Annotated in this window: 24 protein-coding genes; 16 read left to right on the forward strand and 8 right to left on the reverse strand. The window is 49.8% G+C overall.

What is annotated here, in order from left to right; translation table 11 throughout:
• The first annotated feature begins 107 nt into the window (after positions 1-107).
• Positions 108-1811, forward strand: coding sequence for a ribonuclease J (locus J2T14_RS14725; RefSeq protein WP_307471873.1), 1704 nt, complete (start codon positions 108-110; stop codon positions 1809-1811).
• Positions 1812-1911: 100 nt separating this feature from the next.
• Here the strand turns inward: J2T14_RS14725 and J2T14_RS14730 are convergent, their stop codons facing one another.
• Entirely contained in the window at positions 1912-2283 is a 372-nt protein-coding gene (locus J2T14_RS14730; RefSeq protein WP_307207060.1) for an AMP-dependent synthetase and ligase, read from the reverse strand.
• A 234-nt stretch (positions 2284-2517) separates the two neighbouring features.
• On the opposite strand from J2T14_RS14730, the gene J2T14_RS14735 reads away from it, so the two are divergent.
• Positions 2518-2859, forward strand: a complete 342-nt coding sequence (locus J2T14_RS14735; RefSeq protein ID WP_307207062.1) for a WGxxGxxG family protein — start codon at positions 2518-2520, stop codon at positions 2857-2859.
• A 69-nt stretch (positions 2860-2928) separates the two neighbouring features.
• Here J2T14_RS14735 and J2T14_RS14740 read toward each other — a convergent pair whose 3' ends face one another.
• Entirely contained in the window at positions 2929-3447 is a 519-nt protein-coding gene (locus J2T14_RS14740) for a DUF3231 family protein (protein WP_307471875.1), read from the reverse strand.
• Between the two features lie 268 nt (positions 3448-3715).
• Here J2T14_RS14740 and J2T14_RS14745 point away from each other — a divergent pair, with 268 nt between their 5' ends.
• The gene (locus J2T14_RS14745) at positions 3716-4648 is read left to right on the forward strand and encodes a glycoside hydrolase family 43 protein (protein ID WP_307471878.1); all 933 of its coding nucleotides are present in this window, start codon (positions 3716-3718) and stop codon (positions 4646-4648) included.
• Here J2T14_RS14745 and J2T14_RS14750 read toward each other — a convergent pair.
• Entirely contained in the window at positions 4638-5828 is a 1191-nt protein-coding gene (locus J2T14_RS14750; RefSeq protein WP_307471880.1) for a chromate transporter, read from the reverse strand. The two genes, J2T14_RS14745 and J2T14_RS14750, sit on opposite strands and share 11 nt — an antisense overlap.
• A gap of 188 nt (positions 5829-6016) precedes the next feature.
• Positions 6017-6190, reverse strand: coding sequence for a hypothetical protein (locus tag J2T14_RS14755; protein ID WP_307207070.1), 174 nt, complete (start codon positions 6188-6190; stop codon positions 6017-6019).
• A 153-nt stretch (positions 6191-6343) separates the two neighbouring features.
• On the opposite strand from J2T14_RS14755, the gene J2T14_RS14760 reads away from it, so the two are divergent.
• The gene (locus J2T14_RS14760) at positions 6344-7930 is read left to right on the forward strand and encodes an alkaline phosphatase family protein (protein ID WP_307471883.1); all 1587 of its coding nucleotides are present in this window, start codon (positions 6344-6346) and stop codon (positions 7928-7930) included.
• A gap of 107 nt (positions 7931-8037) precedes the next feature.
• Here the strand turns inward: J2T14_RS14760 and J2T14_RS14765 are convergent, their stop codons facing one another.
• On the reverse strand, positions 8038-9483 hold the full coding sequence (locus tag J2T14_RS14765) for a SpoVR family protein (RefSeq protein ID WP_307207073.1): 1446 nt from the start codon (positions 9481-9483) through the stop codon (positions 8038-8040).
• Positions 9484-9697: 214 nt separating this feature from the next.
• Here J2T14_RS14765 and J2T14_RS14770 point away from each other — a divergent pair, with 214 nt between their 5' ends.
• From J2T14_RS14770 to J2T14_RS14795, 6 genes are all read left to right on the forward strand, one after another.
• Positions 9698-10321 (forward strand): sulfurtransferase TusA family protein, encoded by a 624-nt coding sequence (locus tag J2T14_RS14770; RefSeq protein ID WP_373458151.1) that lies wholly within the window; start codon positions 9698-9700, stop codon positions 10319-10321.
• The gene (locus J2T14_RS14775; protein ID WP_373458152.1) at positions 10314-11477 is read left to right on the forward strand and encodes an MBL fold metallo-hydrolase; all 1164 of its coding nucleotides are present in this window, start codon (positions 10314-10316) and stop codon (positions 11475-11477) included. The genes J2T14_RS14770 and J2T14_RS14775 overlap by 8 nt, the downstream gene beginning before the upstream one ends.
• 30 nt (positions 11478-11507) lie before the next feature.
• Complete coding sequence (locus J2T14_RS14780; protein ID WP_307471889.1) at positions 11508-11735, forward strand: sulfurtransferase TusA family protein; 228 nt, start codon at positions 11508-11510, stop codon at positions 11733-11735.
• Positions 11736-11789: 54 nt separating this feature from the next.
• Entirely contained in the window at positions 11790-12572 is a 783-nt protein-coding gene (locus tag J2T14_RS14785) for a sulfite exporter TauE/SafE family protein (protein ID WP_307471891.1), read from the forward strand.
• 19 nt (positions 12573-12591) lie between these two features.
• Entirely contained in the window at positions 12592-13068 is a 477-nt protein-coding gene (locus J2T14_RS14790; RefSeq protein WP_307207080.1) for a DsrE/DsrF/DrsH-like family protein, read from the forward strand.
• An 82-nt stretch (positions 13069-13150) separates the two neighbouring features.
• Positions 13151-13417 carry a metal-sensitive transcriptional regulator gene (locus tag J2T14_RS14795; RefSeq protein WP_307207082.1) on the forward strand — a complete coding sequence of 89 codons (267 nt, stop codon included), beginning with the start codon at positions 13151-13153 and terminating at the stop codon, positions 13415-13417.
• 70 nt (positions 13418-13487) lie between these two features.
• Here J2T14_RS14795 and J2T14_RS14800 read toward each other — a convergent pair whose 3' ends face one another.
• Positions 13488-14399 (reverse strand): sensor domain-containing diguanylate cyclase, encoded by a 912-nt coding sequence (locus tag J2T14_RS14800; RefSeq protein ID WP_307471893.1) that lies wholly within the window; start codon positions 14397-14399, stop codon positions 13488-13490.
• 324 nt (positions 14400-14723) lie between these two features.
• Here J2T14_RS14800 and arfA point away from each other — a divergent pair, with 324 nt between their 5' ends.
• From arfA to J2T14_RS14830, 6 genes are all read left to right on the forward strand, one after another.
• Positions 14724-16235, forward strand: a complete 1512-nt coding sequence (gene arfA / locus J2T14_RS14805) for an arabinosylfuranosidase ArfA (protein ID WP_307207086.1) — start codon at positions 14724-14726, stop codon at positions 16233-16235.
• A gap of 105 nt (positions 16236-16340) precedes the next feature.
• Positions 16341-17261, forward strand: coding sequence for an ArsR/SmtB family transcription factor (locus J2T14_RS14810; RefSeq protein ID WP_307207088.1), 921 nt, complete (start codon positions 16341-16343; stop codon positions 17259-17261).
• 152 nt (positions 17262-17413) lie between these two features.
• Complete coding sequence (locus J2T14_RS14815) at positions 17414-19144, forward strand: ABC transporter ATP-binding protein (RefSeq protein WP_307471896.1); 1731 nt, start codon at positions 17414-17416, stop codon at positions 19142-19144.
• Complete coding sequence (locus J2T14_RS14820) at positions 19137-21002, forward strand: ABC transporter ATP-binding protein (RefSeq protein WP_307471897.1); 1866 nt, start codon at positions 19137-19139, stop codon at positions 21000-21002. Before J2T14_RS14815 ends, J2T14_RS14820 begins: the two co-directional genes overlap by 8 nt.
• A gap of 136 nt (positions 21003-21138) precedes the next feature.
• Positions 21139-21741 carry an adenylyl-sulfate kinase gene (cysC, locus tag J2T14_RS14825; protein WP_307207093.1) on the forward strand — a complete coding sequence of 201 codons (603 nt, stop codon included), beginning with the start codon at positions 21139-21141 and terminating at the stop codon, positions 21739-21741.
• Positions 21742-21878: 137 nt separating this feature from the next.
• Positions 21879-22451, forward strand: a complete 573-nt coding sequence (locus tag J2T14_RS14830) for a YkvA family protein (RefSeq protein ID WP_307471899.1) — start codon at positions 21879-21881, stop codon at positions 22449-22451.
• Positions 22452-22530: 79 nt separating this feature from the next.
• Here the strand turns inward: J2T14_RS14830 and glsA are convergent, their stop codons facing one another.
• Together glsA and katA are read right to left on the reverse strand one after the other, a co-directional pair.
• Positions 22531-23472, reverse strand: coding sequence for a glutaminase A (glsA, locus tag J2T14_RS14835; protein ID WP_307471901.1), 942 nt, complete (start codon positions 23470-23472; stop codon positions 22531-22533).
• 116 nt (positions 23473-23588) lie between these two features.
• Complete coding sequence (katA, locus tag J2T14_RS14840) at positions 23589-25046, reverse strand: catalase KatA (protein ID WP_307471903.1); 1458 nt, start codon at positions 25044-25046, stop codon at positions 23589-23591.
• Positions 25047-25566: the final 520 nt, after the last annotated feature.

The following is a 25566-nucleotide window of genomic DNA, read 5'->3' on the forward strand; positions in this document are numbered from 1 at the left end:
ATATAATAAAGCCGACTTCACCCAAATTAAGGAGATAATGTACGCCGCTCCGCAGCCTATACATCCCGTGGCCGGCTCTACACTCAAGTTCTGCAGGAGGAACATGCATGCTAACAACGATGGACGATCGTAACGAAATAATCATGGAATCCAAACTGTCGATATGCGCCCTCGGAGGCGTTCATGAAATCGGCAAAAACATGTATGTGGTTCAATATGGCGAGGATATCGTTGTTATTGATGGCGGCTCGAAGTTTCCCGACGAAAGCTTGCTGGGCATCGATCTCATTATTCCGGACATTACGTATTTGCTGCAAAACAAAGACAAGGTTGTCGGCATGATCGTGACGCACGGTCACGAGGATCATATCGGCGGCATTCCGTATCTATTGAAGCAATTGAATATGCGCATATTCGGTACGGCATTTACGCTTGGATTAATAAAAGGAAAGCTGAAGGAGAACGGTTTGCTGGATCAAAGCGAACTTGTCCCTATAGACGGCGATTCAAGGATTGAGCTGGGCTCGATGAGCGCTACTTTTTTCCGGACGAATCACAGCATCCCCGACTGCCTCGGAATTGCATTCGAGACGCCTGAAGGAACCGTTGTCCATACCGGCGATTTCAAGTTCGACTTGACTCCTGTCGGGGGCCAATATCCGGATATTCATAAAATGGCCGCATTAGGCGAGAGAGGCGTGCTAGCGCTGCTGTCGGAGAGCACTAACGCGGAGAGGCCGGGCTTTACGCCCTCGGAGAGAGTCGTGGGCAAGCATATCGAGGAAGCGATCGTTTCCGCGAAAAACCGCGTCTTCATATCCACCTTCGCTTCTAACGTTCACCGGTTGCAGCAGGTCGTCGATGCCGCTTATCTAACCAACCGCAAGATTGCGCTGCTCGGACGCAGCATGGTCAATGTAGTAGCGGTAGCTACCGAGCTTGGCCACTTGCACATTCCGGAAGGCATGCTCGTCGATGCTGCCGCCATCTCGCAGGTGGAAAGAAGCCGGATGGCGGTGCTTTGTACCGGAAGCCAAGGCGAGTCGATGGCGGCACTGGCCCGGCTTGCAAGCGCGAGCTACCGAGGAGCCGAGATATTGCCTGGAGATACGGTTATTCTTGCCTCTTCTCCGATTCCCGGGAACGAGAGGGCCGTTTCATCCGTGGTAGATAATTTGTTCCAGCTAGGAGCGCATGTTATTTACGGTTCAGGCGCTTCAACGGGTCTCCATGTTTCGGGTCACGCCAGCCAAGAGGAGCTCAAGCTGATGCTGACGTTAATGAAGCCGACCTATTTCATACCGATTCACGGCGAATACCGGATGCTGCTTCAGCATAAGCATCTCGCCGAATCCGTCGGCGTTAAATCCGATAACATCTTCATCGTAAACAATGGCGACGTCGTCGATATTCAGGGGCAAGTAGCCGTACAAACTCGCAAAGTGCCGGTCGGCAATACGTTGGTCGACGGCTTCGGCATTGGCGATGTCGGTCATATCGTGCTGCGGGATCGCAAGCATCTGGCCGAGGACGGCATCATTGTCATCGTCGTCACGCTTAGCAAGGCCGACGGTTCGATCCTTTCCGGGCCGGATATCATCTCGCGAGGATTCGTCTATATAAGGGAAGCCGAAGGATTAATTGAAGCGGCCAACAAGCTGGCATTGGCGGCGATCGAGAATTTGCACGAGGACGGCAAGCCCGTGAAATGGACAATGATGAAGCAGAAGATCAAAGAGGCCGTCGGCAAATTCGTATATGCCCAAACGAAGAGAAGACCGATGATCTTGCCGATCGTAATCGAGGTGTAAGTAAAAAACGACTTTGCCCTAAGCTGTCTCGGAACTCTAGAAAAGTTCCGGGACAGCTCATAGTCAAAGTCGTTTTTTCATGCGGACATCATCTAATTAATTACGAGTAGCGGGGAAAGTTGTTGTTTTGCATTTGCGATTGAGTGTTGGATTGGGAATAGACCGGAATATTGCTTGTGCTATACGAAGTCGAAGCCGATGCCGAATGCGAAATTTGTTGGCAAATCGCATTGATTTGTTGGAGTTGTTGAATAGCCGTATGATGACCTTGAAGGGCTGATTGGATGATCGAAGCTGCCTGATGCTCGCGCTGAGCAAGTTGCTCGAGCTGCATTGCGTTACTTTTTTCTTGATTCAATAATTGCTGATATTGCAAAGTTGCTTGCTGCGTCTGATGCACCAATTGTTGAATGAGCTGCTCGGCTTGAGCGACTTGTTGGGATCCTTGGTTCATAGGCATAAATTGATTCATGTTGAATTCCTCCTGTGGATGATGTTTTTGTGACCTATCTATTTTGGTAACCGTGGCCCTTAAATATTCAGAACGCGGATATCTTCATATTTCCACTCGGTCGGCCCTCGCCCTCGGGCCTTGCTTAAAGTCGAAAAGACTGTTATTTTTTTGCATCTGCGGCACAAGCGAATAATCGTCTCGATACTGACAGAAAATAATCGAGCTTGTACTTTAACGAAAAGGGGCTATAAAATGAAGAAGTGGCTGACGATTTTTAGCGTTCTCGCATGTCTGATGTTGTTCACCGCCGTTCCGGCTTTTGCCGACAACAACATGAACCGGGCCAACAACACGCCGGGCGATGAGATCCGTAATGACGTCAATACCGGCATTAACAGAACTAACCGTGCACTGGGCACTGATATTAACCGCCTGGATAACGGGAACACCGTAAATGGAAACAACTACAGAACCAACAACTACAGAGCGACTGCCGCCGATGACGACGGCTTCGACTGGGGCTGGCTGGGCCTTATTGGATTAATCGGCCTTGCCGGTATGAGAGGCCGCGAACGTGATCGCGACCGTGCTTAGAGTAAATTGAATCGTTGATCAACAACAAAGGAACTCCCCTCGACGAGGGGAGTTCCTTTGTTGTTGATGTTAAGCATGAACCAAATCTGGTCTTTTGATCTGAAGCGGCGGGGGAATAAGCCAACCCTTTTCTTTGTTCATTTGCAAAATTCTCAAGCCGAATGCAGCTTTGGTTAGATGATATTTTGCGAATAATGCGGCAATATCTTCTCTAATCGATTGTCCCATCGCTTGACTGCAAGCAGTTAATCCAATCGAAGCATCGACAGAAATCGCGAAGGAGATTTCGGCGTCCGCAAACCGTGCTCCAACAGGTATATCTTCAAGCTTTGCTTCAGGTCTGTCGGGCAACATCGGGGAAGGCGCAACGCCATTATCCGTCAGTATAGCGTCGAACTCTTTCGCTTCTAACTTGGCCTGATCGATCAGGTCTCCCAAAATCTTCTTCAGATCCTTGTCGCCGGCATGGTTGATATAAGCCTGATAACAGGAGATCATTGATTTAGCAGCCATGGAAGACTGCCAAACGCTGAACACTTCACCGTAATGCATGGGTTCTTCTTTCGGGTTGCCGCTTAAAATTCCCATTCATTCATCGCTCCCTTTCCAAGTTCACCTATTAAGCATTGTGACTGACTTATTATGATTTTTGCCAAGGTTTATATGCGAGAAGCAAAGTTCCATTTTCTGTTCAATAGGCTTGCGGCCCTCCTGGACAATACAAAACAGTTATGGATTGGATAATAGATCAGTTTGTTCCCATCATATATCATTTAAGTTCGCCGGCCCATTTTGTACAATTTAGAAGAAATTACTGCTATCTTTCTAAATCAAAGCGAACAAGGAGAACGAACTTATGGATGCTTATTTATTCGTACATTTCAAAGAAAAGAAAACGACGGACGGCGAACAGGTTTATTTTGCGCTGAGCAAGGACGGGTTTAACTGGGAACAGGTCAATGACGGATTGCCTGTCTTATGGAGCAAGCTGGGCGACGAAGGCGTTCGGGACCATACGATCGTTCGGACCAAAACCGGCAAGTTTTATATTCTGGCTACCGATCTTGGCCTTGCCAATTGTTTCGATACGAAATACGGAGGCAGCTGGGGGAACATAGGACGAGAGGGGAGCAAATGCTTATCGTTGTGGGAGTCGGATGATCTCGTGAATTGGTCCGAACAGCGAATGATCCATTTAGGCGATGAGGATTTCGGATGTTTATGGGCGCCGGATATCATCTATGATCGCAACAACGACGATTACGTCGTACATTGGTCGTCCGCTCATGCATCGAACAATTATGGCCACAAAGCGATCTATTATGCCCGTACGAAAGATTTCGAGAATTTCTCCGTGCCGCAGATGCTGTGTCGGAAGGACGGTAGCGGCATTATCGATTCCGCGATCTACGAGGAAAACGGCATGTTCTACCGCTTCCTCAAGAGCGAGGACAATCCGACAGGCATCATTTTGCAAAAAGGGAAAACGCTCACCGGCGAATATACGCGAATCGAGGCGTTCGACGCGGAGATGGCGAAACTCGAGAACACAGCCTATGAAGCGCCGACGGCGTTCAAGCTCGCAGACGGCAGGTGGTGCTTAATGCTGGACTTCTACGGCGTGCAAGGCGAGGGACAAGGATACGTTCCTTTTATCGCCGACGATATTGACAGCGGGTTATTCATCCGATCCGACGAGAGCTTCACTTTCCCCTACCGCTTCAAGCACGGTACGGTGCTGTCCATCACGTTGGAAGAGTATGATCGCATTCGCATGATCAAAGCGTAACCATCTTAATCAAGATCCCGGCAAGCGCGCCTGCAAGGACAACGATCCAAGGCGGCATTTTCCAATAAACCAATAGAACGAATAACATAGCCGCAAGAGCAAAGTCGATCGGCTGCGCGATGGAGCTCGTCCATATAGGATGATAGAGTGCGCCCAATAACAACCCGACAACCGATGCGTTTATGCCGATCAATGCGCCTTGAACCTTCGGTTTTCTTCTAAGCGAATCCCAATAAGGCAGCGTACCGACAATAAGCAGAAAAGCAGGCAGAAAAATCGCGATCGTGGCGATTAGAGCACCTAACCAGCCGTCCATCATAGCTCCAAGATAGGAAGAGAAAGCAAACAAAGGACCTGGAATAGCCTGCGTTGCGCCGTATCCGGCAAGAAATTCGTCTCTTCCTATCCAGTCGGCGGCAACCAATTCTCTCTCAAGCAGCGGCAATACGACATGGCCGCCTCCGAATACGAGGGAGCCCGACCGATAGAAGCTGTCAAAGACGGCTATTTCATGCAAGGGAACCATATTTCTTAGAACGGGCAAACCAATCAATAAGGCTAGAAATAACATTAAACAGATCGTTCCGAGCCTTCGGCTGACAGGGACGGATACTTTGGGAAGTTCAGTCGTATGATTTGCTTTGAACATCAATAGGCCAATTATTCCCGCTGCAACGATGATGCTCACCTGACTGAATGCCGATTGCCATAGCAGGCTTATAGACGCTGCGATAACGGCTATTGCGATCCTGCTTCTATCCGGCGTAAGCTTCTGCCCCATTCCTAATACGGCCTGCGCGACGATCGCAACCGCAACGATCTTCAAGCCGTGGACCCAACCCGCATTACCTAAGTCGAAATGGTGGACCAACAGGGCAAACAGTGCTAACGCGAGCGCGGAGGGGAGCGTGAACCCGATAAAAGCTAAAATTCCCCCTAGAAGACCGGCTCGCATGACGCCAATGCCAATCCCGACCTGACTGCTCGCCGGCCCGGGGAGGAATTGACTTAATGCAACCAAATCGGCATAGCTCTTCTCGTCCAGCCACTTTCTCCGCTTCACGTACTCTTCATGAAAATAGCCCAAATGAGCAATCGGTCCTCCGAAGGAGGTTAATCCTAGCTTCGTAGAGACTAATAAAACTTCCAGCCATTTTTTTCCCTTTGCTTCCGAGGTCATTGCGGACGACTCCTTCTTCTTTTATCTCATTCCTTCTAGTGTATCATTTATGTTCATGGCGTTGTTTTAAAAGATTGTAATGAAGAGCCGTCTTCTTTTGTATCGCGCCGCTTCATTAAACGCAAGCAAAAATCGGCTGCCATTGCGGCAGCCGATTTTTGATTTAAATGACTTTGTTTTTCCAGGGATTATTCTTTACGACTAACAAACTCGTTTGGTATATCTTCGCCGTCCGGGTTATTATTTTTGGTTTGGCTCAGACGACCGTTACGAAACTCGCCACCGTGAACTTTATTTTGTCTTTGATCATTATTATCAGTTTGGTCATGCTTGTTATGATTTAAGTTTTTATTGTTCGTCATGTACATGGCTCCTTCTATAATCAGTGTCACCTTAGAATGCGTATAGCCTTATTGATATATGCAAGCATCCGCCGATGCTCTATCTGGAATATTTTTTTATAGGTAAGTTAAATATAATTAGAAAAATGTTTTTCTGAAAAAGGGAGTAAACCCATGAAAATAAATAATAAAATCGCCCTTTTACTAATGCTGAGCTTAAGTTTAATGATCATCGGTTGCAGGGAGGACTCCAATCGACAGCTAAACCAACAAAGCGTCAAGTCCCATAACACGGCAAATCAAAATGCCAAACCTGTCATATTTATTTTGATTGATTCTTTAATGGACAAGCCTTTGCATGATGCGATTCAAGAAGGCCGTGCACCCGCATTGCAATATCTCCTTAAAAACGGGCAATACTTCCCGAAGGTCGTGAGTTCATTTCCCACGATGTCCGTAACGATCGACAGCACTTTATTAACGGGAACGTATGCAGACCGACATCATGTGCCAGGACTCGTTTGGTACAGCGGCAAAGAGAAACGCATGATTTTCTACGGAAATGGTGCCAAAGAAGCATTGAAGATAGATCAAATGCAAGTCATTATGGATGCTATTTATCAATTAAACCAGGTTCATTTGAACAAAAAAACGAAAACGATTCACGAAGAGCTGGCCGATAAAGGCAAAGAATCCGCGTCAATCAATGCTATCGTTTTTAGAGGGAAAACAGAACATGCCTTAAAAGTGCCTCGCTTCTTAACGTTCAGCAATCGCGTGCCAGAACAAATGATATTAACAGGACCTAAATGGTTTTCCTATGCAGCGCTTGCACAACTGGATCCGAAGAATAGCTGGAATACTCTATTGTGGAAAAAATACGGGATGAACGATGAGTTTTCCGCACAAGACACCGCTTATCTGATTAATCAAAAAAAGCTTCCGAATGTAACCATCGCATACTTTCCGGAGAATGATAATTCAGTGCATAGAAAGGGCACGGCTCAGTTGGACGGTATTGAAAAAGCGGATCAGGCACTGCAAGTCGTGCTTGACGCATACGGTTCGTGGGAGCAGGCTGTAAAAAATGCTATATGGATCGTCATGGGCGACAGCGCGCAGAGCGCTGTTTACGAGGATAGACAGTTAGCGACTGTTGAGATAAAATCGCTTTTGAACCATTACCGCATAGCAAAATTAAATCAACCTGTAAGTGCCGAAGACCAAATCGTGATTTCCACTAATGAACGGATGGCTTATGTCTACGCGATTAATGCTAACGTGGAGCTATCCGACGTCGTGAAACTTTTGCAAAATGAGGAGAAGCTCGACATTATCGCAATGAAAGACGATGAAAATGTTCGTGTTACAGCAGGGAAAAATGGAACCATGTTTTCTTATCGTCCCGGTGGAAACTTCACTGATGAATATGGGCAATCTTGGACATTATCGGGCGAACCGAGCCTTGTGGATATTGCGATCAAAAACAACCGGATCAAGTATGGAAGATATCCTGATGTTTTGGCGAGGTTATACGGGGCAATGCATTCTCATGAAGGAAGATACGTTGTCGTCACGGTCCAACCCGGATATGAACTCGTCAGTGAAAGTTCCCCTACTCACATCGGAGGGGGAGCCCATGGTTCGCTTCATGAAAAAGATTCCCTTGTCCCATTAATTATTTCCGGAACGAATACACGGCCCAAAACACTGCGTATCGTTGATATCAAAGACTGGGTTCTTCAAATGGTGGACGGATAGGTTTTACATAGCGGTTCCGCTACTGTTCATTGCCAATGTCAACAAGGGCCAATACCTGCAAAAAAATGAGCCTAATCGAAACATCTCGATTAGGCTTATTTTCGTTTCTATAAAAACTTCCGGCTCGTTTTCTTCCCGTCGCAGCTGAACACGATCTTCTTATCCTCGACGAATGTCTCCAAATGCACGTTTTTACCCCATAACGAAACGACATGAGGCAGCGTCCGCTCCACGTATTTGAGGTCGAGCTCGGTGCCTTCATAGTTATGGATCAGGTACAGTTCGCCCACCCGGTTGAAGTCGCCATCCTTGACGTATAGGCTTGGGAAGCCCCCGTTCACTTTCGAATAAACGAGCTGCTCGCGAATGTTCTCCCACGATTTATCGGTAATTTTCCACTCCGGCCCTTTTTTCTCGAAAATGTACAGATCCAGATCGTCGACGAGCTCCTTCGTCAAATAGTTGCGGAGGAAGGAGATGTCGGAATCGAATTCGCGCACCTCGAAAATTTTGTCCCGGCCTTGGCCCGGCTGGCGTCCGAAACGCGCCATTTCCTCCTTCGTCGGCTTATCCCAGCGACGCTCGATATCCTCGAATATTTTCAAGCCCAAATAATATGGATTGAGGCTGTGCCGCGAAGGGACGACTACGGATGAATTGAGCTTGGCGAATTCGATCGTCTCGTCGCTCGTCAAATCAAGCTCGCGGATAATGCGCTGATGCCAATAGGATGCCCAGCCTTCGTTCATGATTTTCGTTTCGATCTGCGGCCAGAAGTAAAGCATCTCATCCCGCAGCATCGACATAATGTCGCGCTGCCAATCCTCGAGAATCGGCGAGTACTCTTCAATGAACCACACGATGTCCTTCTCCGGTTCAGGCGGGAAGCGTTTGATCTCGGCCGCTTTCGACGCCGCTTCGCGCTCGGCGATCAGCTCCGGATCCAGATCCCATAAATCACCGTAGGCGGATGGCGCTTCATAACCGGATGACTTTTCTTTCTCCTTCTGAATCATCTCGATGTACCGCTTCTTGTCGAGCTGATACGGCTTGATGAGCGTCGGATCGACATGCTCCTGTATGGCGAGAATCGCATCGATGAACTTCTCGACCGCCTCCGTGCCGTAATCCATCTCGTATTGGCTAATGCGCTCGGCAGTAGCGGACATGCTCTCGACCATATTGCGGTTGGATACGCCGAAGCGGGCATTGTTTTTGAAGAAGTCGCAGTGCGCCAGAACGTGGGCGACGATCAGCTTGTTCTGAATAAGCGAGTTGCCTTCGAGCAGGAAGGCATAGCATGGGTTCGAGTTGATGACGAGCTCGTAAATTTTGCTGAGGCCGAAGTCGTATTGCATTTTCATTTTATTGAAGGTTTTGCCGAAGCTCCAGTGCGAGAACCTTGTCGGCATGCCGTAAGCGCCGAACGTATAAATAATGTCCGCCGGACATATTTCGTAACGCATCGGGTAAAAATCGAGTCCAAAGCCTTGTGCGATCTCGGTTATCTCATCGATGGAACGCTCCAATGCGCGTATCTCATCCTGGTTCATCCGTCATCCCTCCGCATTCGAAAATACGATTCATACCATATGTATGAATCTCGAGGAGTGGATATGCCTGCATCTGGCATCAGATGGGGACGAACCTATAAGGGTTGACAACGAAACGACTCGCTATTATCATATACATATACCCCTAAGGGTATATATTTTTTACTCTCAAACATACCCCATAGGGTATATAATAAAAATGGAGGTGCAGCAAGTGACACAACCATCGATTCGAGCAAATACGATACTGGATTGCCAAGGGCTAGCTTGTCCGATGCCAATCGTGCGAACGAAGAAAGCCATCGAGAGCCTGATTCCCGGTGAAGTCATTGAAGTGCAAGCCACTGACCGCGGCTCGCTCGCCGATATACAAAGCTGGGCGAAGAAGACGGGACATCATTACCTAGGAACGGTTGAGGAAGGCGGCGGCGGCATGCTGAAGCATTTCATTCGCAAGGCTGCAAGCTCGGAAGAGAAGCAGGATTTGAGCTACCCGCATACGACGACAGCTGATCAATTGCAGAAGCTGCAAGCTGACGCAATAACTAAGCTCGTCGTACTCGACGTACGTGAGCCTGCGGAATATGCGTTCGAGCATATACCCGGTGCGGTATCCATTCCGCTTGGTGAGCTTGAGCATCGAATGAACCAAGAACTCGACAGCAATACAGCGATCCATGTTGTATGCCGATCAGGCAACCGAAGCGATATAGCCTGCCAAATGTTAAGTGAAGCAGGTTTCTCGAAAGTTCATAACGTCATCTCGGGCATGTCCGGTTGGACCGGAGCGGTTGAAGGTATTCGAGCAAAAGAAGGAGGCAGAGCCAACCATGAATGACTTTACTAACCAACAAATCCAAGCCTATAAACCAATGACTCCAGCCGAGTTGGCATCCATCGTCATGAACAAGCAAGAGCTGTACATCCTCGACGTGAGAAATGAAGAAGACTACAGCGACTGGCGGATCGAGGGCCATGGCATTACGAGCGCCAATCTGCCTTACTTCGATCTGCTTGATGGTGTCGAGCCAGCGCTTGAATTGCTGCCAGAGCAGGGCGATGTTCTTGTTGTCTGTGCAAAAGAGGGCTCTTCGATATTCGTTGCCGAACGGCTCGCCGAGTCGGGACGAAGCAGTATAACTTATTTGCAAGGCGGAATGAAGGCATGGAGCGAGCATCTTGAACCTGTCCATATCGGCAAGCTGCAGGATGGTGGCGATCTCTATCAGTTCGTTCGTCTAGGCAAAGGATGCCTGTCATACATGGTCCTATCCGGAGGCGAAGCAGCCGTAATCGATTCACTTCGAATGACCGTTGTCTACAAGCAGTTCGCGTTTAGCCGCGGTGCTCGTATTACACATACGATCGACACGCATCTGCATGCCGATCATATTTCCGGAGGCCGGGCGCTTGCCGAAGAAACAGGGGCAACGTATTACTTGCCATCGAAGGACGCAGATGAAGTAGTCTTTGCCTACAGCCCTCTGGAACATCGTTCGGAACTGCGTGTAGGTTCGACCGACCTGGCGATTCAACCGATCTATTCACCAGGCCATACCATTGGCAGCACATCGCTGATCATCGACGGCCAATATTTAATAAGCGGGGATATCCTGTTCGTGGAATCGATCGGACGTCCGGACCTGGCAGGCAAATCAGGCTACTGGGCGGGACATCTGCGTACGACGCTATATGACACTTATGCGGCATTGCCCAAAAAACTGATCGTGCTGCCTGCTCACTTTAGCAAGTACACCGAGCTAGGCGAAGGAGGCAAAGTTGCTGCCAAGCTTGGCGATTTATTCGAAAGCAATCCCGGTCTGCATTTCACCGACGAGGATACGTTCCGCAAAGCGGTGACGGAGCAGCTGCCGCCTCAGCCTAATGACTATGAGCGCATTCGCCAAGTGAATATGGGCAAAGAAACGTTGACGCAAGACGAGCAGCGCGACATGGAGATTGGTCCCAACCGCTGCGCCATACACGATAACTAAGCCAAACCAAAACTTGAGGAGGAATTAAAAATGAAAATTGATGTACTTGTAGATGCGAAAGGACTATCCTGCCCCATGCCGCTTGTGAAAGCGAAGAAAGCGATCGATGCGATGCTAGTCGGACAACTGATGGAGCTTCACTCTACTGACAAAGGGGCGCTTACTGATTTTCAGGCGTGGGTGAACAAGTCGAACAATGAAATCGTGAAGGTAGATACGATATCCGGGATTTATACCTTTGTTATTCGCAAAGGATAAGGGACAACGCCAAGCAGATAGGCAAGCTTTACTGCCTAGGGAGGTAACGGTTAAATGGATTTAACATTCATCGCATTTTTGTTTCTTATCGGCTTCATCGGTTCGTTTCTATCCGGCATGGTCGGAATCGGAGGCTCGATCATTAAATATCCGATGCTGCTCTACATTCCAACTATGCTAGGCTTCGTCGCTTTTACCGCCCAGGAAGTATCGGCAATAAGCGCAATACAGGTGTTTTTCGCGTCGCTCGCAGGCATGCTCATGTTCCGCAAGGACGGTCTTGTCCATACGAAGCTCGTGCTGTACATGGGCGTCGCCATCGTAATCGGAAGTTTCGCGGGGGGCTTCGGTTCACGGTATTTGCCGGATTCATTCATCAATATCACATACGCCATTATCGCATTGCTGGCTGCAGTGCTCATGCTGTTTCCCAAACAGGACCAGACGCTGCCAACGGGTACCCAGCAATTGACGTTTAATCGAACGGCTGCCGTCGTACTTGCAGCAGCAATTGGCATTGTATCGGGAATTGTAGGCGCAGCAGGCGCGTTCATCCTTATGCCGGTTATGCTTGTCGTGCTCAAGATCCCGACACGTATCGCGATAGCATCCTCGCTAGCGGTTACATTCCTGTCGTCCATCGGTTCGGCAGCCGGGAAGCTTATCGGCGGTCATATGCTGTTAACGCCATCAGTGGTGATGGTAATCGCAAGCCTCGTCGCGGCTCCGCTCGGAGCTGCAGTCAGCAAACGAATGAACACGAAAGTGCTTCAATGGATGCTTATGGCTCTAATAACAGCAACCGTTGTGAAGATATGGCTCGATATTATTTTCTAAATAAGAGAGGTTGATTATCATGGAGAAGGAAAAGACGACGATCGTGCTCTTCAGCGGCGACTTGGACAAGGCTATAGCTGCCTTCATCATAGCGAACGGGGCGGCGGCTTACGATCATGACGTCACGATATTTTTCACCTTCTGGGGACTAAATACGCTGCGCAAGGATGAGCATGTAGACGTAAAGAAGGGATGGCTGGAAAAAGCTTTTGGGTGGATGATGCCGCGGGGTGCGAAGAAGCTGGGCTTGTCGAAATTGAATATGCTTGGCATAGGACCGCCTATGATTAAGCATGTCATGAAGAAGCATAATGCGCTGTCGCTCCCGCAGCTTATCGAGCTGGCGCGTGAGCAAGGCGTCAAGCTGGTCGCTTGTACGATGACGATGGATTTGCTGGGTTTGAAGGAAGATGAGCTGGTCGATGGACTGACATACGCAGGCGTATCCGCTTACTTGGGTGATGCTACTGACGCGAAAGTGAACTTGTTTATTTAATACTGGCTCGACTAAGCTATTTGCGTTATCTTATAGGTATATACGTATACAGGTATAGGAAATGTCAGAGGAGCTGATAGTAGTGGCTTATCATTATAATGATGAAATGAAGAAGCGTCTCCGCAGACTGGAAGGACAAGTCCGCGGCGTGCTGAGGCTGATGGAAGAAGAGAAGAACTGCAAGGATGTCGTTAGCCAGCTGTCGGCTGTGCGCAATGCGGCGGATAAAGCTATCGCGCAGATTGTAGCAGAGAACCTGCAGCAATGCATTCTGGAGGAGCAGCAATCCGGCGGAGACACAAGCAAGGTAGTGAAGGAAGCGATTGAGCTGCTTGTGAAGAGCCGTTAAACGAAGACAAAGAAAGAACCTGCAAGAGGGATGAGCACTCGCGGCATTAGACGCAGTAGTCGATTCCTTCTTACAGGCTCTTTTCGTTTTGTTTGACGCCGTACATCGCTTGGTCGGCGTCGCTGATGAGCTCTTTCAAGCTGGAGCCAAGTCCGTAGTTCGCGCTAATGCCGATGCTTGCCGATATGCGAATCGTTTGGTCTCGAATCTCGAAAGGCTCTTTGATCGAGTCTCTTATCTTGGAGGCTACGAATTCGATGTCTTGGTTGTCGACGAGATGCTGGAAGAAGATAAGGAATTCGTCGCCTCCGTATCGGACGAGGATGTCGCTTTTCCGTACGTTTTGCTTCAAGCGCCCCGATATTTCGAGCAATAGCAGATCGCCGAAGTCATGGCCGTAAGTGTCGTTCACATCCTTGAAATCATCGATATCGATGAACATGACGCTGAACTGCTTGTCCGCCCCGCTCTGGTATACATGGCTTAAGTAGCGCCGGTTATACAGTCCCGTCAGACTGTCGGTCACGCTTGCGTTCTCAAGCTCAATGACGTAACCCAGTATGGCAGCCATGGATTTCACGATGGACAGCTGCTGCTCGTTAAGCTCGATAGGTCCTTTGCCGAGTAAGCATATCGCGCCGACGGCCTCGTTGCTGCTCGTTTTCACGGGAACGCCGACCAAGGAACAACTCTGCGGGAGCTGGTCGATATCCGGAAGCTGTGACGTTCTGGAATCATCGGACAGATCGGGAATCGCAAGATGGGAGAAGCCCTGGTCAACGACGAGTTTGCATAGCGGCGACAGCAGCGAATGCGTTAGCATATCCGTATGGTTGTCGTCCCCGCGATCGAATGCTCTAAGGATCCGGTTGCTAGTTGTATCGGACGTAGCGATTAGAATCATGTTCACTTGAAGGAAATGCTTTAGTGTGTCTATGATATGTTCGGCTGCATCTTCTAGTGAGCGGTCGTGACTGCTCATGTTCTCAACTCCTGCCGTAGTGTTGAAACAAGGGAATTCCCTTCTTATTCCATAGTAGTCGAAAAGTCATATATTCTCAAGGCTGTTAACGTATTTAATTGGGAAATTTGAACTATATTTTATTACATAAAAAGTATGCGATCAAAAAATGCTGGAAATCGATAAAAATCCAAGACATGAAATAATATATGCATTAATTCAAAGGACAACCAAATTAATACTTGAATTAATTCGAATCTTATAGTTTAATAAGGGTGGAAGGTTTATTGTTCTGTAACTAAATTAATGATTTCATTAACATTAACTAAAATGAGGTGTAAGCGGATGGCAAACAACAAGGCAACGATGATCGTAGACAAGGATTTTACAATCGGGGAAGTAGATAAACGCATTTATGGTTCGTTCATTGAACATTTGGGCCGCGCCGTATACGGCGGCATATATGAAGCGGATCATCCGACGGCTGATGAGCAAGGCTTTCGTTCGGACGTCATTGAACTCGTTAAGGGCCTTGACGTGCCGATCGTTCGTTACCCTGGGGGCAACTTTGTATCCGGTTACAATTGGGAAGACGGCGTAGGTCCGGTTGATCAACGTCCTAGAAAGCTTGAACTGGCATGGAGAACGATCGAACCGAACTGGATCGGTTATAACGAATTCATGGATTGGTGCAAGAAAGTCGGCACGGATGCGATGATGGCCGTCAACCTCGGTACGCGCGGTATTGACGAAGCGCGCAACCTGCTCGAATATTCGAATCATAAGTCCGGCTCGTACTGGAGCGATCTTCGTGTATCGCATGGCTACAAAGATCCTCACAACGTGAAGACGTGGTGCCTTGGCAACGAGATGGACGGCCCTTGGCAGATCGGCCATAAGACGGCCTACGAGTATGGGCGTCTCGCGAACGAGGCAGGCAAGGCAATGCGCTGGGTTGACCCGACGATTGAATTAGTCGCTTGCGGCAGCTCGAACATCGCAATGCCGACATTCCCGGAATGGGAAGCGACTGTACTCGACCTGACTTATAATACGGTTGACTATATATCGATTCACCAATACTATGGCAACAGAGACAACGATTCGCAGAACTTCCTTGCACTTTCGATGGGCATGGATTCCTACATCGATACCGTTATTGCCACTTGCGACTATATCCAAGCGAAGAAACGCGGCAAGAAAAAAATAAACCTCTCGTTCGACGAGTGGAACGTATGGTATCATTCCAATGATCAGGACAGCAAGATCGAGCCGTGGACGATTGCTCCTCCGCAGCTTGAAGATATCTATAACCACGAGGATGCGCTGCTTGTAGGCTGTATGCTTATCAGCATGCTGAAGCGTGCGGACCGCGTGAAGATGGCATGCATTGCCCAGCTTGTTAACGTTATCGCTCCGATCATGACGGAGAACGGCGGCGCGGCATGGAAGCAAACGATCTACTATCCGTACATGCATGCGAGCATCTTCGGTCGCGGAACGGTGCTGGTACCGCTTGTGAAATCGCCGAAGCACGACACGAAGGAATTCACGGACGTTCCTTACCTGGAATCCGTTGCCGTTCATAACGAAGAGAAGAACGAAGTAACGGTATTCGCGGTTAACCGCCATCTGTCCGAATCGCTCTCCTTCGAGATTGATCTTCGCAGCTTCGGCGCTTTCCGGATCATCGAGCATATCGTACTCGAGAACGAAGATCTGAAAGCATCCAATACCGCTGCGAATCCGGACCGCGTGAAGCCGCATACGACAGGCAATGCAACGCTTACCGACAACGGGAAGATCGAAGCTCAGCTTGCCAAAGCTTCCTGGAACGTTATCCGAATCAAGCTGTAATCGCGACAAAATCGTTCAAATGTTGCATACGGGGTGTCCCTGGCCGCAATTGCGGCTTACGGGATGCCCCTCTGTTGTCCTACAATGGAAGAAGGAGGCGATCCAATGATTCATGCGAATACCGATTCGGAATGGCTTCCTTTATACGAAGCGTTAGCGAGCCCAGTTCGATTATCGATTATCAATTTGCTGGCGAGCAATCCGATGAACGTGAAGGAGCTTGCCGAATCGCTCGGACTAAGCAGCGCAATCGTAACGATGCATGTGAAGAAGCTGGAGAAAGCGGGGCTTGTGCAGACGAAAATGGTACGAAAGCATGGCGGCACGCACAAAATATGCTCGCTCGCCGAACGGTCGATTGCGATCGAGCTGCCCCAGCCCGTGCCCGATGCGAAGAAGATGCATGAGATTAGCGTGCCGGTCGGACATTACACGCAGTTCGAAGTACATCCGACCTGCGGCATCGCGACGGTGGATAAGACGGTCGGTCAATATGACGATCCGCGCTTCTTCCTTGAGCCTGAGCGTATGAACGCAGGCATACTGTGGTTCGGCAAAGGCTTCGTCGAATATAAGGTGCCGAATTACTTGCTGCCGGGGCAGAAGCCGCTGGCGCTTGAGATCGTGCTCGAAATCGGCTCGGAGGCTCCCGGCACCAATGAAAACTATCCGTCCGACATTTACTTTGAATTGAACGGCAAAGACATAGGCACTTGGACCAGTCCCGGCGATTACGGCGACGTAAGAGGACGTTATACGCCATCCTGGTGGCACGACAAAGTCAATCAATACGGATTGCTTAAAGTCATCCGCATCCAAGAAGACCGAACGCTGATTGACGGCCAGCATATGTCGGACATGTCGATCGGCGAGATCGGCCTTGACCGCAACTTCTGGACATTCAGCATCGGGGTGAAGGAAGAAGCGGCCCATGTCGGAGGCCTGACCCTCTATGGCAAAGGCTTCGGCAATTACAATCAAGATATTTTGTTCCGCGTATTCTATGAAGACGCCCGCAGCAATTGAATCGAGCGGCATGGAGACGGGGAACGGAAGACAGATGCTCCTATTCGCGTTGACGGGTAGGGGTTTTTCCTCATTCCATAAGGATAATAAATGCCAATTCGCGCATAAATCGATATAATAGGAAGAGCAGCATGGAAGCGGGAGGTGCAGGAATGCGTACGATGTTCTCTTTTTTGCAAAAATATAGGTTAGCGACTTCTGTGGCGCTCTTGCTTATGTTGACAGAGCTTACGGTCGAGCTGTTCCAGCCATTCATTATTTCCAAAATCATAGATAAGGGAATCGGAGCCGATAACCTGACGGTTGTTCTCCAATGGGGAGGCGTCCTGCTTGGCTGCTCGGCGCTGGCTTTCGTAGTCGGTATTATTAGCTCGTTCTATGCCTCGCATGTGAGCCAAAGCTTTGGTTACGATGTCAGAGACCGCTTGTACGAGAAGGTCCAGTCTTTTTCTTTCGCCAATTTTAACCGCTTTCCCGAATCATCCCTCATTACGCGTCTGACGAACGATGTGATGCAGCTTCAGAATACGGTTTTCATGGGGCTGCGGATTATGCTGCGCGCGCCGCTGCTTGTGATCGGAAGCGTTGTGATGGCGTTCATCGTCCATCCGAAGCTTGCGTTGTTCCTTGCGGCAGGAATCCCGTTTCTTGGTATGTTTCTCGTATGGGTGCTGCGCAAGGGCGAGCGGCTGTTCCGCTCGGTGCAGCAACAGCTCGACGGGGTGAACGGCGTGATGCAGCAGAACTTAAGCGGCATGCGGCTTATCCGCGTGTTCGTGCGCATGAAGCATGAAGCGGCTCGATTCTCGATGTCCAGCGAGCGGCTGATGGAGAAGACGGTTGCCGCCATGAGGCTGACCGAAACAACGATGCCCATTATCTTGCTTGTTATGAATACCTGTATTCTTGCGGTGTTATGGTTCGGACACTTCGAGCTGGACAGGAGCGGGGCGAGCGTCGGCGAGGTTGTAGCGATCGTCAATTATGCGATGCGGACGACGGGCGCATTATCGATACTCTCGATGATTATCGTGAACTTCTCCCGTGCCCGCGCATCGGCTCAGCGCGTGGAAGAGGTTCTTAAGACCGATATCGATTTGCTGGATACCGAAGACAGCGATACGGAGGCAAAGCTAAGCGCCGGCGATGTGACGTTCGAAGGCGTTTCCTTTCGTTATCCCGATACGGGAGAGCATGTATTGGAAGCGATTACGTTCGAAGCGAAGGCTGGGGATACGGTAGCTATTATGGGGGCGACCGGTTCAGGCAAGACGTCGCTTATGCAGCTTATTCCAAGATTATACGATCTGGATGAAGGTACAATCCGTATAGACGGCATCGACAACCGGTTGCTGAAGCTCACGCAGCTTCGCGGCCAGATCGGTTACGTGCCGCAAGATATTATGCTGTTCACGGGCACCGTCGCAGACAATATTCGCTGGGGCAAGGAAGACGCTACGCAGGAGGAGATCGTCCACGCGGCTAAGCTGGCGCAAATTCACGACACTATAATGAAGCTGCCGCAGCAGTATGAGACCGTAGTGGGACAGAAGGGAGTGAACTTGTCGGGAGGTCAGAAGCAGCGGCTTACGATAGCCCGCGCGCTCGTGCGAATGCCGGTCATTCTGCTGCTGGACGACAGTACGAGCGCGCTCGACGTGCAGACCGAAGCAAGGCTTCTCACGGCGCTGAAGCAGATGCATTGCACAACCTTCCTTATTACGCAGAAAATAAGCACGACGATTAGCGCCGACACGATATTGCTGCTTGATGATGGCAGACTGCTCGCGCAAGGCACGCATGAGCAATTATTGAGGAACTCCGATCTATACCGTCGGATCTATGAATCGCAGTTCGGGAAGGAGGGAGTGTCCCATGCTTAATCTGTTGAAGCAGCCTTTTCAATATGAACGTCCTGAGCGACCGGCAGAGGAATCATCGGGGACGGGGGAAAAGGCGAGCGCTTCGAAGAAGAAGAAGCCGCGTGCAAAAAACGCGTCGCTTACGCTGAAGCGTATGGCGGATTATTTGCTGCAATATAAAGGCAGGCTGTCGGCGGTCGTGGCAATGGTCGTGCTAAGCTCTGCTTTCTCGCTGCTTGGCCCGTATTTGGCAGGGAGGGCCGTTGATCGGTTTCTTATCGAACGCGATAGCGGTTTTATTGCTTTTCTCCTACTAATGGCGATTGCGTACGCTCTGCACTCCTTGACGATGTGGCTGCAAAGCGTTTGGATGATTACGATCTCGCAGCAAACGGTTTACCGGATGCGCGTACAATTGTTTAACCAACTGCATCGGCTGCCGATTCCTTATTTCGCGAAGCGCCAGCAAGGCGAACTTATGAGCCGCGTAACGAACGACATCGAGAATGTCAGCTCTTCGCTTAACAGCTCGGTCATTCAATTGTTGTCCAGCGTTCTTCTGCTCGTAGGAACGGTATCCGTTATGCTGTCGCTGAGCCCGTTGCTCACGCTGCTCACCTTTCTTATCGTACCGCTCATGGTATACGGGATGAAGTGGATTACGAATCAGACGGGCAAGCTGTTCAAGGCGCAGCAGCGAAATCTAGGGGATCTGAACGGTTATATAGAAGAGACGTTATCGGGCCAGCGCATCGTTAAAGCTTTCTCGCAGGAGCAGAACGTCATTGCTTCCTTCCGCCTTCGCAATGAACGGATTCGGGTATCCGGCTTCTGGGCGCAGTCCATATCGGGCTTTATACCGAAACTGATGAATGCGCTCAACAATCTCAGCTTTGCGATCGTAGCCGGCGTAGGTGCAATACTCGCGCTGGAAGGCGAAATCTCGGTTGGGGTCATCATTATTTTCGCCGAGTATGCAAGGCAATTCACGAGACCGCTGAATGATCTGGCCAATCAGTGGAACACGCTGCTGTCGGCCATTGCAGGCGCTGAACGGGTATTCGATGTCCTGGACGAGGAGGCGGAGTGCAAGGATGAGGCAGAAGCTTCCGAGCTTAAGGAAGTGAAAGGCGCGATCGACTTCGACAACGTATCGTTCTTTTATGGAGAAGGAGCACAGACGCTTAGAAGCGTCAGCTTCCAAGCTTCTCCTGGCGAGACGGTGGCATTGGTAGGTCCGACCGGAGCGGGCAAAACGACGCTGATCCAGCTGTTATGCCGTTTCTACGACGCAAGCGGCGGCCGCATCGCGATTGACGGCAACGACACGCGCGGGTTCACGCGCGAGAGCCTCCGCTCGCATATGGCTTTCGTGCTGCAAGATCCGTTCCTGTTCGAAGGAACGGTGCGAGACAATATTCGTTACGGTAGACTGGATGCAACCGATGAAGAGATTGAACGGGCAGCGAGTCTCGCTAACGCTCATTCTTTCATTACTAGATTGCGCGGCGGATATGATGCGCAGCTTAAGTTGGACGGCAGCGGGATCAGCCAAGGCCAGAAGCAGCTGCTCGCCATTGCGAGAGCGATATTGGCTGATCCGTCTATTCTCGTGCTGGATGAAGCGACGAGCAGCATCGATACGGTTACGGAAATAAAAATCCAGGAAGCGCTGCAGCGATTAATGAAGGGGCGTACCAGCTTCGTTATCGCTCACCGCTTGAACACAATCCAGCAGGCCGATAAGATCGTTGTGCTGCAGGACGGCGCATTGACAGAGATCGGATCCCATGAAGAACTGCTCGAGAAAAAGGGCTTCTACAGCAAGCTGTTTAACGGACAGCTGGACAGCAGCGTGTTAAGCGGGGCACATTCCTAGTATCTCTCCCCTTTCCCTCGAGCCTATTAAGCTTGGAGTCGGCATACGTACAATCGATAGAGAAGCGATTGCCATACTATGACGTAGAAGCTGAACATCGCTGTACGTGAGCTAGAATAGGGAGGAATAGATAGGAGTGACCGATCAAGTCAATAACGTCAAGTGGCATAGTTATACGGTTACGAAGGAGCTATATAATCGAAGATTCGGGCATATGAGCGGTGTCGTATGGATCACGGGGCTGTCCGGCTCCGGCAAATCCTCTATTGCGAACGAGTTGAATACGATGCTCTATGAACGGCAAATTCATAGCGTTGTTCTGGACGGGGACAATTTGCGCTTGGGTCTGAACAAAGATTTGGGCTTCAGCAGCGAGGATCGCAGAGAGAATGTTCGTCGAACGGCAGAGGCAGCGAAGCTGTTCGTGCAGTCCGGCGCACTCGTAATCGTTGCTCTGGTCTCGCCGATCGAAGCGGATCGGGCAATGGCCAAAGCGATGTTCGAGGAAGGGGAGTTCGTCGAAGTATATGCGGATTGCCCGATCGCAGTATGCGAGCAGCGTGATCCGAAAGGCTTGTATAAGAAAGCAAGAGCGCAGGAAATCCCCCATTTTACAGGCATCACCGCACCTTACGAGCCCCCGAGCAACCCTGATATAAGGCTCAGCTCCGATCTGTTGTCGATTAAGCAGGCGGCGGGCACGATCATGTATTATTTATTCGAGAATACAAGCGTGTAATTGCGATTAAGCCGCCGATATGGCGGTTTTTTGCATTTAAAGTCTCAACCAGAATGAAACTAAAGCTCATAATCCAAGTATAAGAGTGTAAGTGTAAGTGGGGTTGCGAGATATGCTTTCAAGAGGAGGATGACGCGATGACTACAATAGATTGCATGGAATGCGGACGAAGCAATAAGGTGGAGGCTGGCAAGCTGCTTGATGAAGTTTGCGCTCACTGCGGCAGCAAGCTGGTGGAGGAAGCCATTCCTTATGAAGTTTCCGCTAGCGAGCTGGAAGAAACGTTGCAGGCGGAGAAGCCGGACGCGGCGGCGGTTAGCGAGGTTGACGTAAATATGTGGGTCGGCAAAATCGGCGATCACGAGAAGCAAACCAAATATGTGGAGGAAGGCTTCTGGGCGAAGGTAAAGCGGTATGCGGCCAAAGTTCCTTTTGCCAGAGAGGTTGTCACGCTGTATTATTGTTCGACCGATCCGAAGACGCCGTTGTCGGCCAAAGTGACGGCAGTCGGAGCGCTTGCCTATTGGATAATGCCGATTGATTTCATTCCCGACTTCATTCCCGTAGCTGGATTTGTTGACGATGCAACCGCGGTATTGATTGCCTACAAGGCAATTAGCGGACAGATTACGGATGAGCATCGAGCGAAGGCAGAGCAGTTTTTTGTCCTCAGCAAAAATATTAAGCTTATCGATCACGGCACAAAGTAAGCGCGGGCAATCGTTAACCAGACTAAGGCTGCCAAGAATCCAAGCCCAGTCGTATGGCAGCCATTCATTTGACAATACCTTAGAACAAGCTCCAGTCTAATTGCTGCGACAGCTTCTGAAGCAGCTCAACGCCCGCGATGCTGTTCCCTTTGCGATTGAGGGATGGGCCGACGAGTCCGATGCCGTACCGACCGGGCAACATGGTAAGAATGCCTCCGGACACTCCGCTCTTGGCGGGTAAGCCTACTTGGATCGCGAATTCGCCGGACGCGTTATACATGCCGCATGTCGTCATGAACGTTTTGGCAATTTGGACGTAACGGCGTGGAATAAGCTTCTTGCCTGACAGCGGATCCTTGCCGTTGCTTGCAAGCACAAGCGCCATCTTTGCCAAGTCGGAGCATGTGACGCTAATCGAGCAATGCCGGAAGTAAACGTCGAGCATATCCTCTACATCTCCCTCGAGAACGCCGTTGTCTTTAAGCAAATACCCTATGGAGCGATTCAAGTTCGCCGTCTCAGATTCTGATCGGTATACATCGTAATCATAGTCAAGCGAGTCATTGCCAGCTAGCAATTGGAAGAAACGGAGTACACGCGCCGACTTGTCAAGCGAGCTCTCTCCCGCAATCAAGGATGATATGGCGATTGCCCCTGCATTGATTAGAGGATTGAAAGGAATGCCGGGCTGAACAAGCTCCAGCTTCAGCATCGAGTTGAAGTTATCTCCCGTCGGCTCCATGCCTACTTTACTGAACACGGCTTCTTCTCCATTGTCGATTAGCGCAAGGATAAGCGTGAACACCTTCGATATGCTCTGCATCGTGAACGAAAGCTCGCAGTCGCCCGCCGATACGGCGTTGCCTCGTCCGTCAAGAATATGGATGCCGAGCGCTTCAATTGGCGCTTTGGAAAGCTCGGGTATGTAGGATGCGACTTTCCCGTCGAAACAATGACGACGGCTTTCCTCTACCCATTGCGGCAGCATCTTGCGTAGCTGGTTCCATTCCTTTGTTGTCATTGTCCGTGTCCTCCTTGTTAATCTTACAAATAGTATATGCGAAGAAAGAAACGGCTGTCGAATAGCTTCGACAGCCGTTGATCGTTTCCTATATGATCATGATTGGATAAGCAATATTAGGGCTGGGATACCGAAAGACCGAGACCTTCGGCAATGCGTTGACCGTACTCGGGATCGGCTTTATAAAAATGTCCGATCTGGCGCAACTTAATATCGTCGCGCTCAACCGGCTTCATGGCGCCGACGATCGTCTCGATCAAGCGAGCGCGCTCATCCTCGCTCATTAGGCGATAAAGGTCGCCTGCTTGCGTGTAATGATCGTGATGGTCATAGCCTACACTATCCGCGCTGCCCGATACTTCGAATGGAGCAGGCTTGTTCGAAGGCGTCTCTTGCGCGCCGCCGTAGCTGTTCGGCTCGTAGTAGATCTGCGCGCCGCCATTGCCGTCTGCCCGCATCTGGCCGTCGCGCTGGTTGTTGTTCACCGGCGAGACAGGGCGGTTGATCGGCAGCGAGTTATGGTTAGCGCCTACGCGGTAACGATGAGCGTCGGAGTAGGCGAACAGGCGTCCTTGCAGCATTTTGTCCGGCGACGCCTCGATGCCCGGCACGAATGATCCGGGCGAGAACGTTGCCTGCTCGACCTCGGCGAAGTAATTCTCCGGATTGCGGTCAAGTACCATACGGCCAACCTCGATCAACGGATAGTCCTTTTGCGACCATACCTTCGTTACATCGAATGGATCGAAGCGGTATGTATCCGCATCCTCCAGCGGCATGATCTGTACATACAATTTCCATGCCGGGAAGTCGCCATTCGCGATGGCGTTGAACAAATCCTCGGTATGGTAATCCGGGTTTTCGCCGGCGATTTTGGTTGCTACTTCATTAGAGAGGTTCTGCACGCCTTGTTCGGTTTTGAAATGATATTTAACCCAGACCGCTTGTCCGTCAGCGTTCACCCACTTGAACGTGTGGCTGCCGAATCCGTGCATATGGCGGAGCGTAGCCGGAATGCCTCGGTCGGACATGAGGATCGTTACCTGATGCAGCGATTCAGGAGATAACGACCAGAAGTCCCATACGGCGTTCGGGTTCTTGAGATGGGTTTGCGGGTGACGCTTCTGCGTATGGATGAAGTCAGGAAATTTGATCGCATCGCGAATGAAGAAAACAGGCGTATTATTGCCAACTAAGTCGTAGTTGCCCCCATCGGTATAGAACTTGACCGCGAAGCCGCGTGGATCGCGAACCGTATCGGCGGAACCCAACTCGCCGGCAACCGTTGAGAATCGGATGAACATCGGCGTTCTTTTGCCTACTTCGGAGAGGAAGTCTGCTTTCGTGTAGCTAGTCAAATCGTTCGTTACTTGGAAATAGCCGTGTGCGCCTGCGCCTTTGGCATGCACGACACGTTCGGGAACTCTCTCCCGGTTGAAATGCGCCAGCTTCTCTAACAGGTGTACATCTTGGATTAATGTCGGACCGCGCGAGCCTGCAGTCATTGAGTTTTGATTGTCTCCGACCGGAGATCCCCAGCTAGTTGTAAGCTTGTTGTTGTTTTCAGTACTCATAAACATAATCACCTCATTAGAATAATATGGAAGCGCTACAATACCTATGATACAGGCTCATAGCAGAAAATCAATATCATTTTGTAATTATTATAAAAATTAATGTAGAGCAGCTAGCACACAAGTTCATATGTATTCTTCAGACTTCGATTGTATGTACGACAAATAATTCTATCGATTCGAGTAGAGGAACAATTACATTTAATCTTGACACTACTATATTGAAGCTTTACAATAACTCAGGGCAAGCGAAATACTCGATTTTACACATGCTAGTATAGTATGGATGCGAGAAAAGATTGGATGAAATAACCGAGTTGAAAAGTAATTTTAAAAAAGTTTATAAAAATGCTTGACCCAGATAGACTAGCCATGGTATATTCTAATTCCGGACGAGAGAAACAAACGCCGGACATGAAAGAAAAGATTGTTCTTTGAAAACTGAACAACGAGCGAAACTGCCAGTATATGAAGCTTCGGCTTCATTACTAAAGCAATAAAATGTTTTTGAGCAAGTCAA

The sequence above is a fragment of the Paenibacillus harenae genome, from assembly GCF_030812415.1.
GTDB lineage: Bacteria > Bacillota > Bacilli > Paenibacillales > Paenibacillaceae > Pristimantibacillus > Pristimantibacillus harenae_A.

Coding starts and splice junctions, on each gene's coding strand:
- J2T14_RS14800 (WP_307471893.1), bottom strand. CDS start 14,399: ATGAGCAGTCACGACCGCTCACTAGAAGATGCAGCCGAACATATCATA.
- J2T14_RS14815 (WP_307471896.1), top strand. CDS start 17,414: ATGCGTACGATGTTCTCTTTTTTGCAAAAATATAGGTTAGCGACTTCT.
- arfA (WP_307207086.1), top strand. CDS start 14,724: ATGGCAAACAACAAGGCAACGATGATCGTAGACAAGGATTTTACAATC.
- J2T14_RS14740 (WP_307471875.1), bottom strand. CDS start 3,447: ATGGGAATTTTAAGCGGCAACCCGAAAGAAGAACCCATGCATTACGGT.
- J2T14_RS14745 (WP_307471878.1), top strand. CDS start 3,716: ATGGATGCTTATTTATTCGTACATTTCAAAGAAAAGAAAACGACGGAC.
- J2T14_RS14750 (WP_307471880.1), bottom strand. CDS start 5,828: ATGACCTCGGAAGCAAAGGGAAAAAAATGGCTGGAAGTTTTATTAGTC.
- J2T14_RS14760 (WP_307471883.1), top strand. CDS start 6,344: ATGAAAATAAATAATAAAATCGCCCTTTTACTAATGCTGAGCTTAAGT.
- J2T14_RS14830 (WP_307471899.1), top strand. CDS start 21,879: ATGACTACAATAGATTGCATGGAATGCGGACGAAGCAATAAGGTGGAG.
- J2T14_RS14735 (WP_307207062.1), top strand. CDS start 2,518: ATGAAGAAGTGGCTGACGATTTTTAGCGTTCTCGCATGTCTGATGTTG.
- J2T14_RS14790 (WP_307207080.1), top strand. CDS start 12,592: ATGGAGAAGGAAAAGACGACGATCGTGCTCTTCAGCGGCGACTTGGAC.
- J2T14_RS14810 (WP_307207088.1), top strand. CDS start 16,341: ATGATTCATGCGAATACCGATTCGGAATGGCTTCCTTTATACGAAGCG.
- J2T14_RS14765 (WP_307207073.1), bottom strand. CDS start 9,483: ATGAACCAGGATGAGATACGCGCATTGGAGCGTTCCATCGATGAGATA.
- J2T14_RS14755 (WP_307207070.1), bottom strand. CDS start 6,190: ATGACGAACAATAAAAACTTAAATCATAACAAGCATGACCAAACTGAT.
- J2T14_RS14730 (WP_307207060.1), bottom strand. CDS start 2,283: ATGAATCAATTTATGCCTATGAACCAAGGATCCCAACAAGTCGCTCAA.
- katA (WP_307471903.1), bottom strand. CDS start 25,046: ATGAGTACTGAAAACAACAACAAGCTTACAACTAGCTGGGGATCTCCG.
- J2T14_RS14785 (WP_307471891.1), top strand. CDS start 11,790: ATGGATTTAACATTCATCGCATTTTTGTTTCTTATCGGCTTCATCGGT.
- J2T14_RS14725 (WP_307471873.1), top strand. CDS start 108: ATGCTAACAACGATGGACGATCGTAACGAAATAATCATGGAATCCAAA.
- glsA (WP_307471901.1), bottom strand. CDS start 23,472: ATGACAACAAAGGAATGGAACCAGCTACGCAAGATGCTGCCGCAATGG.
- J2T14_RS14775 (WP_373458152.1), top strand. CDS start 10,314: ATGAATGACTTTACTAACCAACAAATCCAAGCCTATAAACCAATGACT.
- J2T14_RS14780 (WP_307471889.1), top strand. CDS start 11,508: ATGAAAATTGATGTACTTGTAGATGCGAAAGGACTATCCTGCCCCATG.
- J2T14_RS14820 (WP_307471897.1), top strand. CDS start 19,137: ATGCTTAATCTGTTGAAGCAGCCTTTTCAATATGAACGTCCTGAGCGA.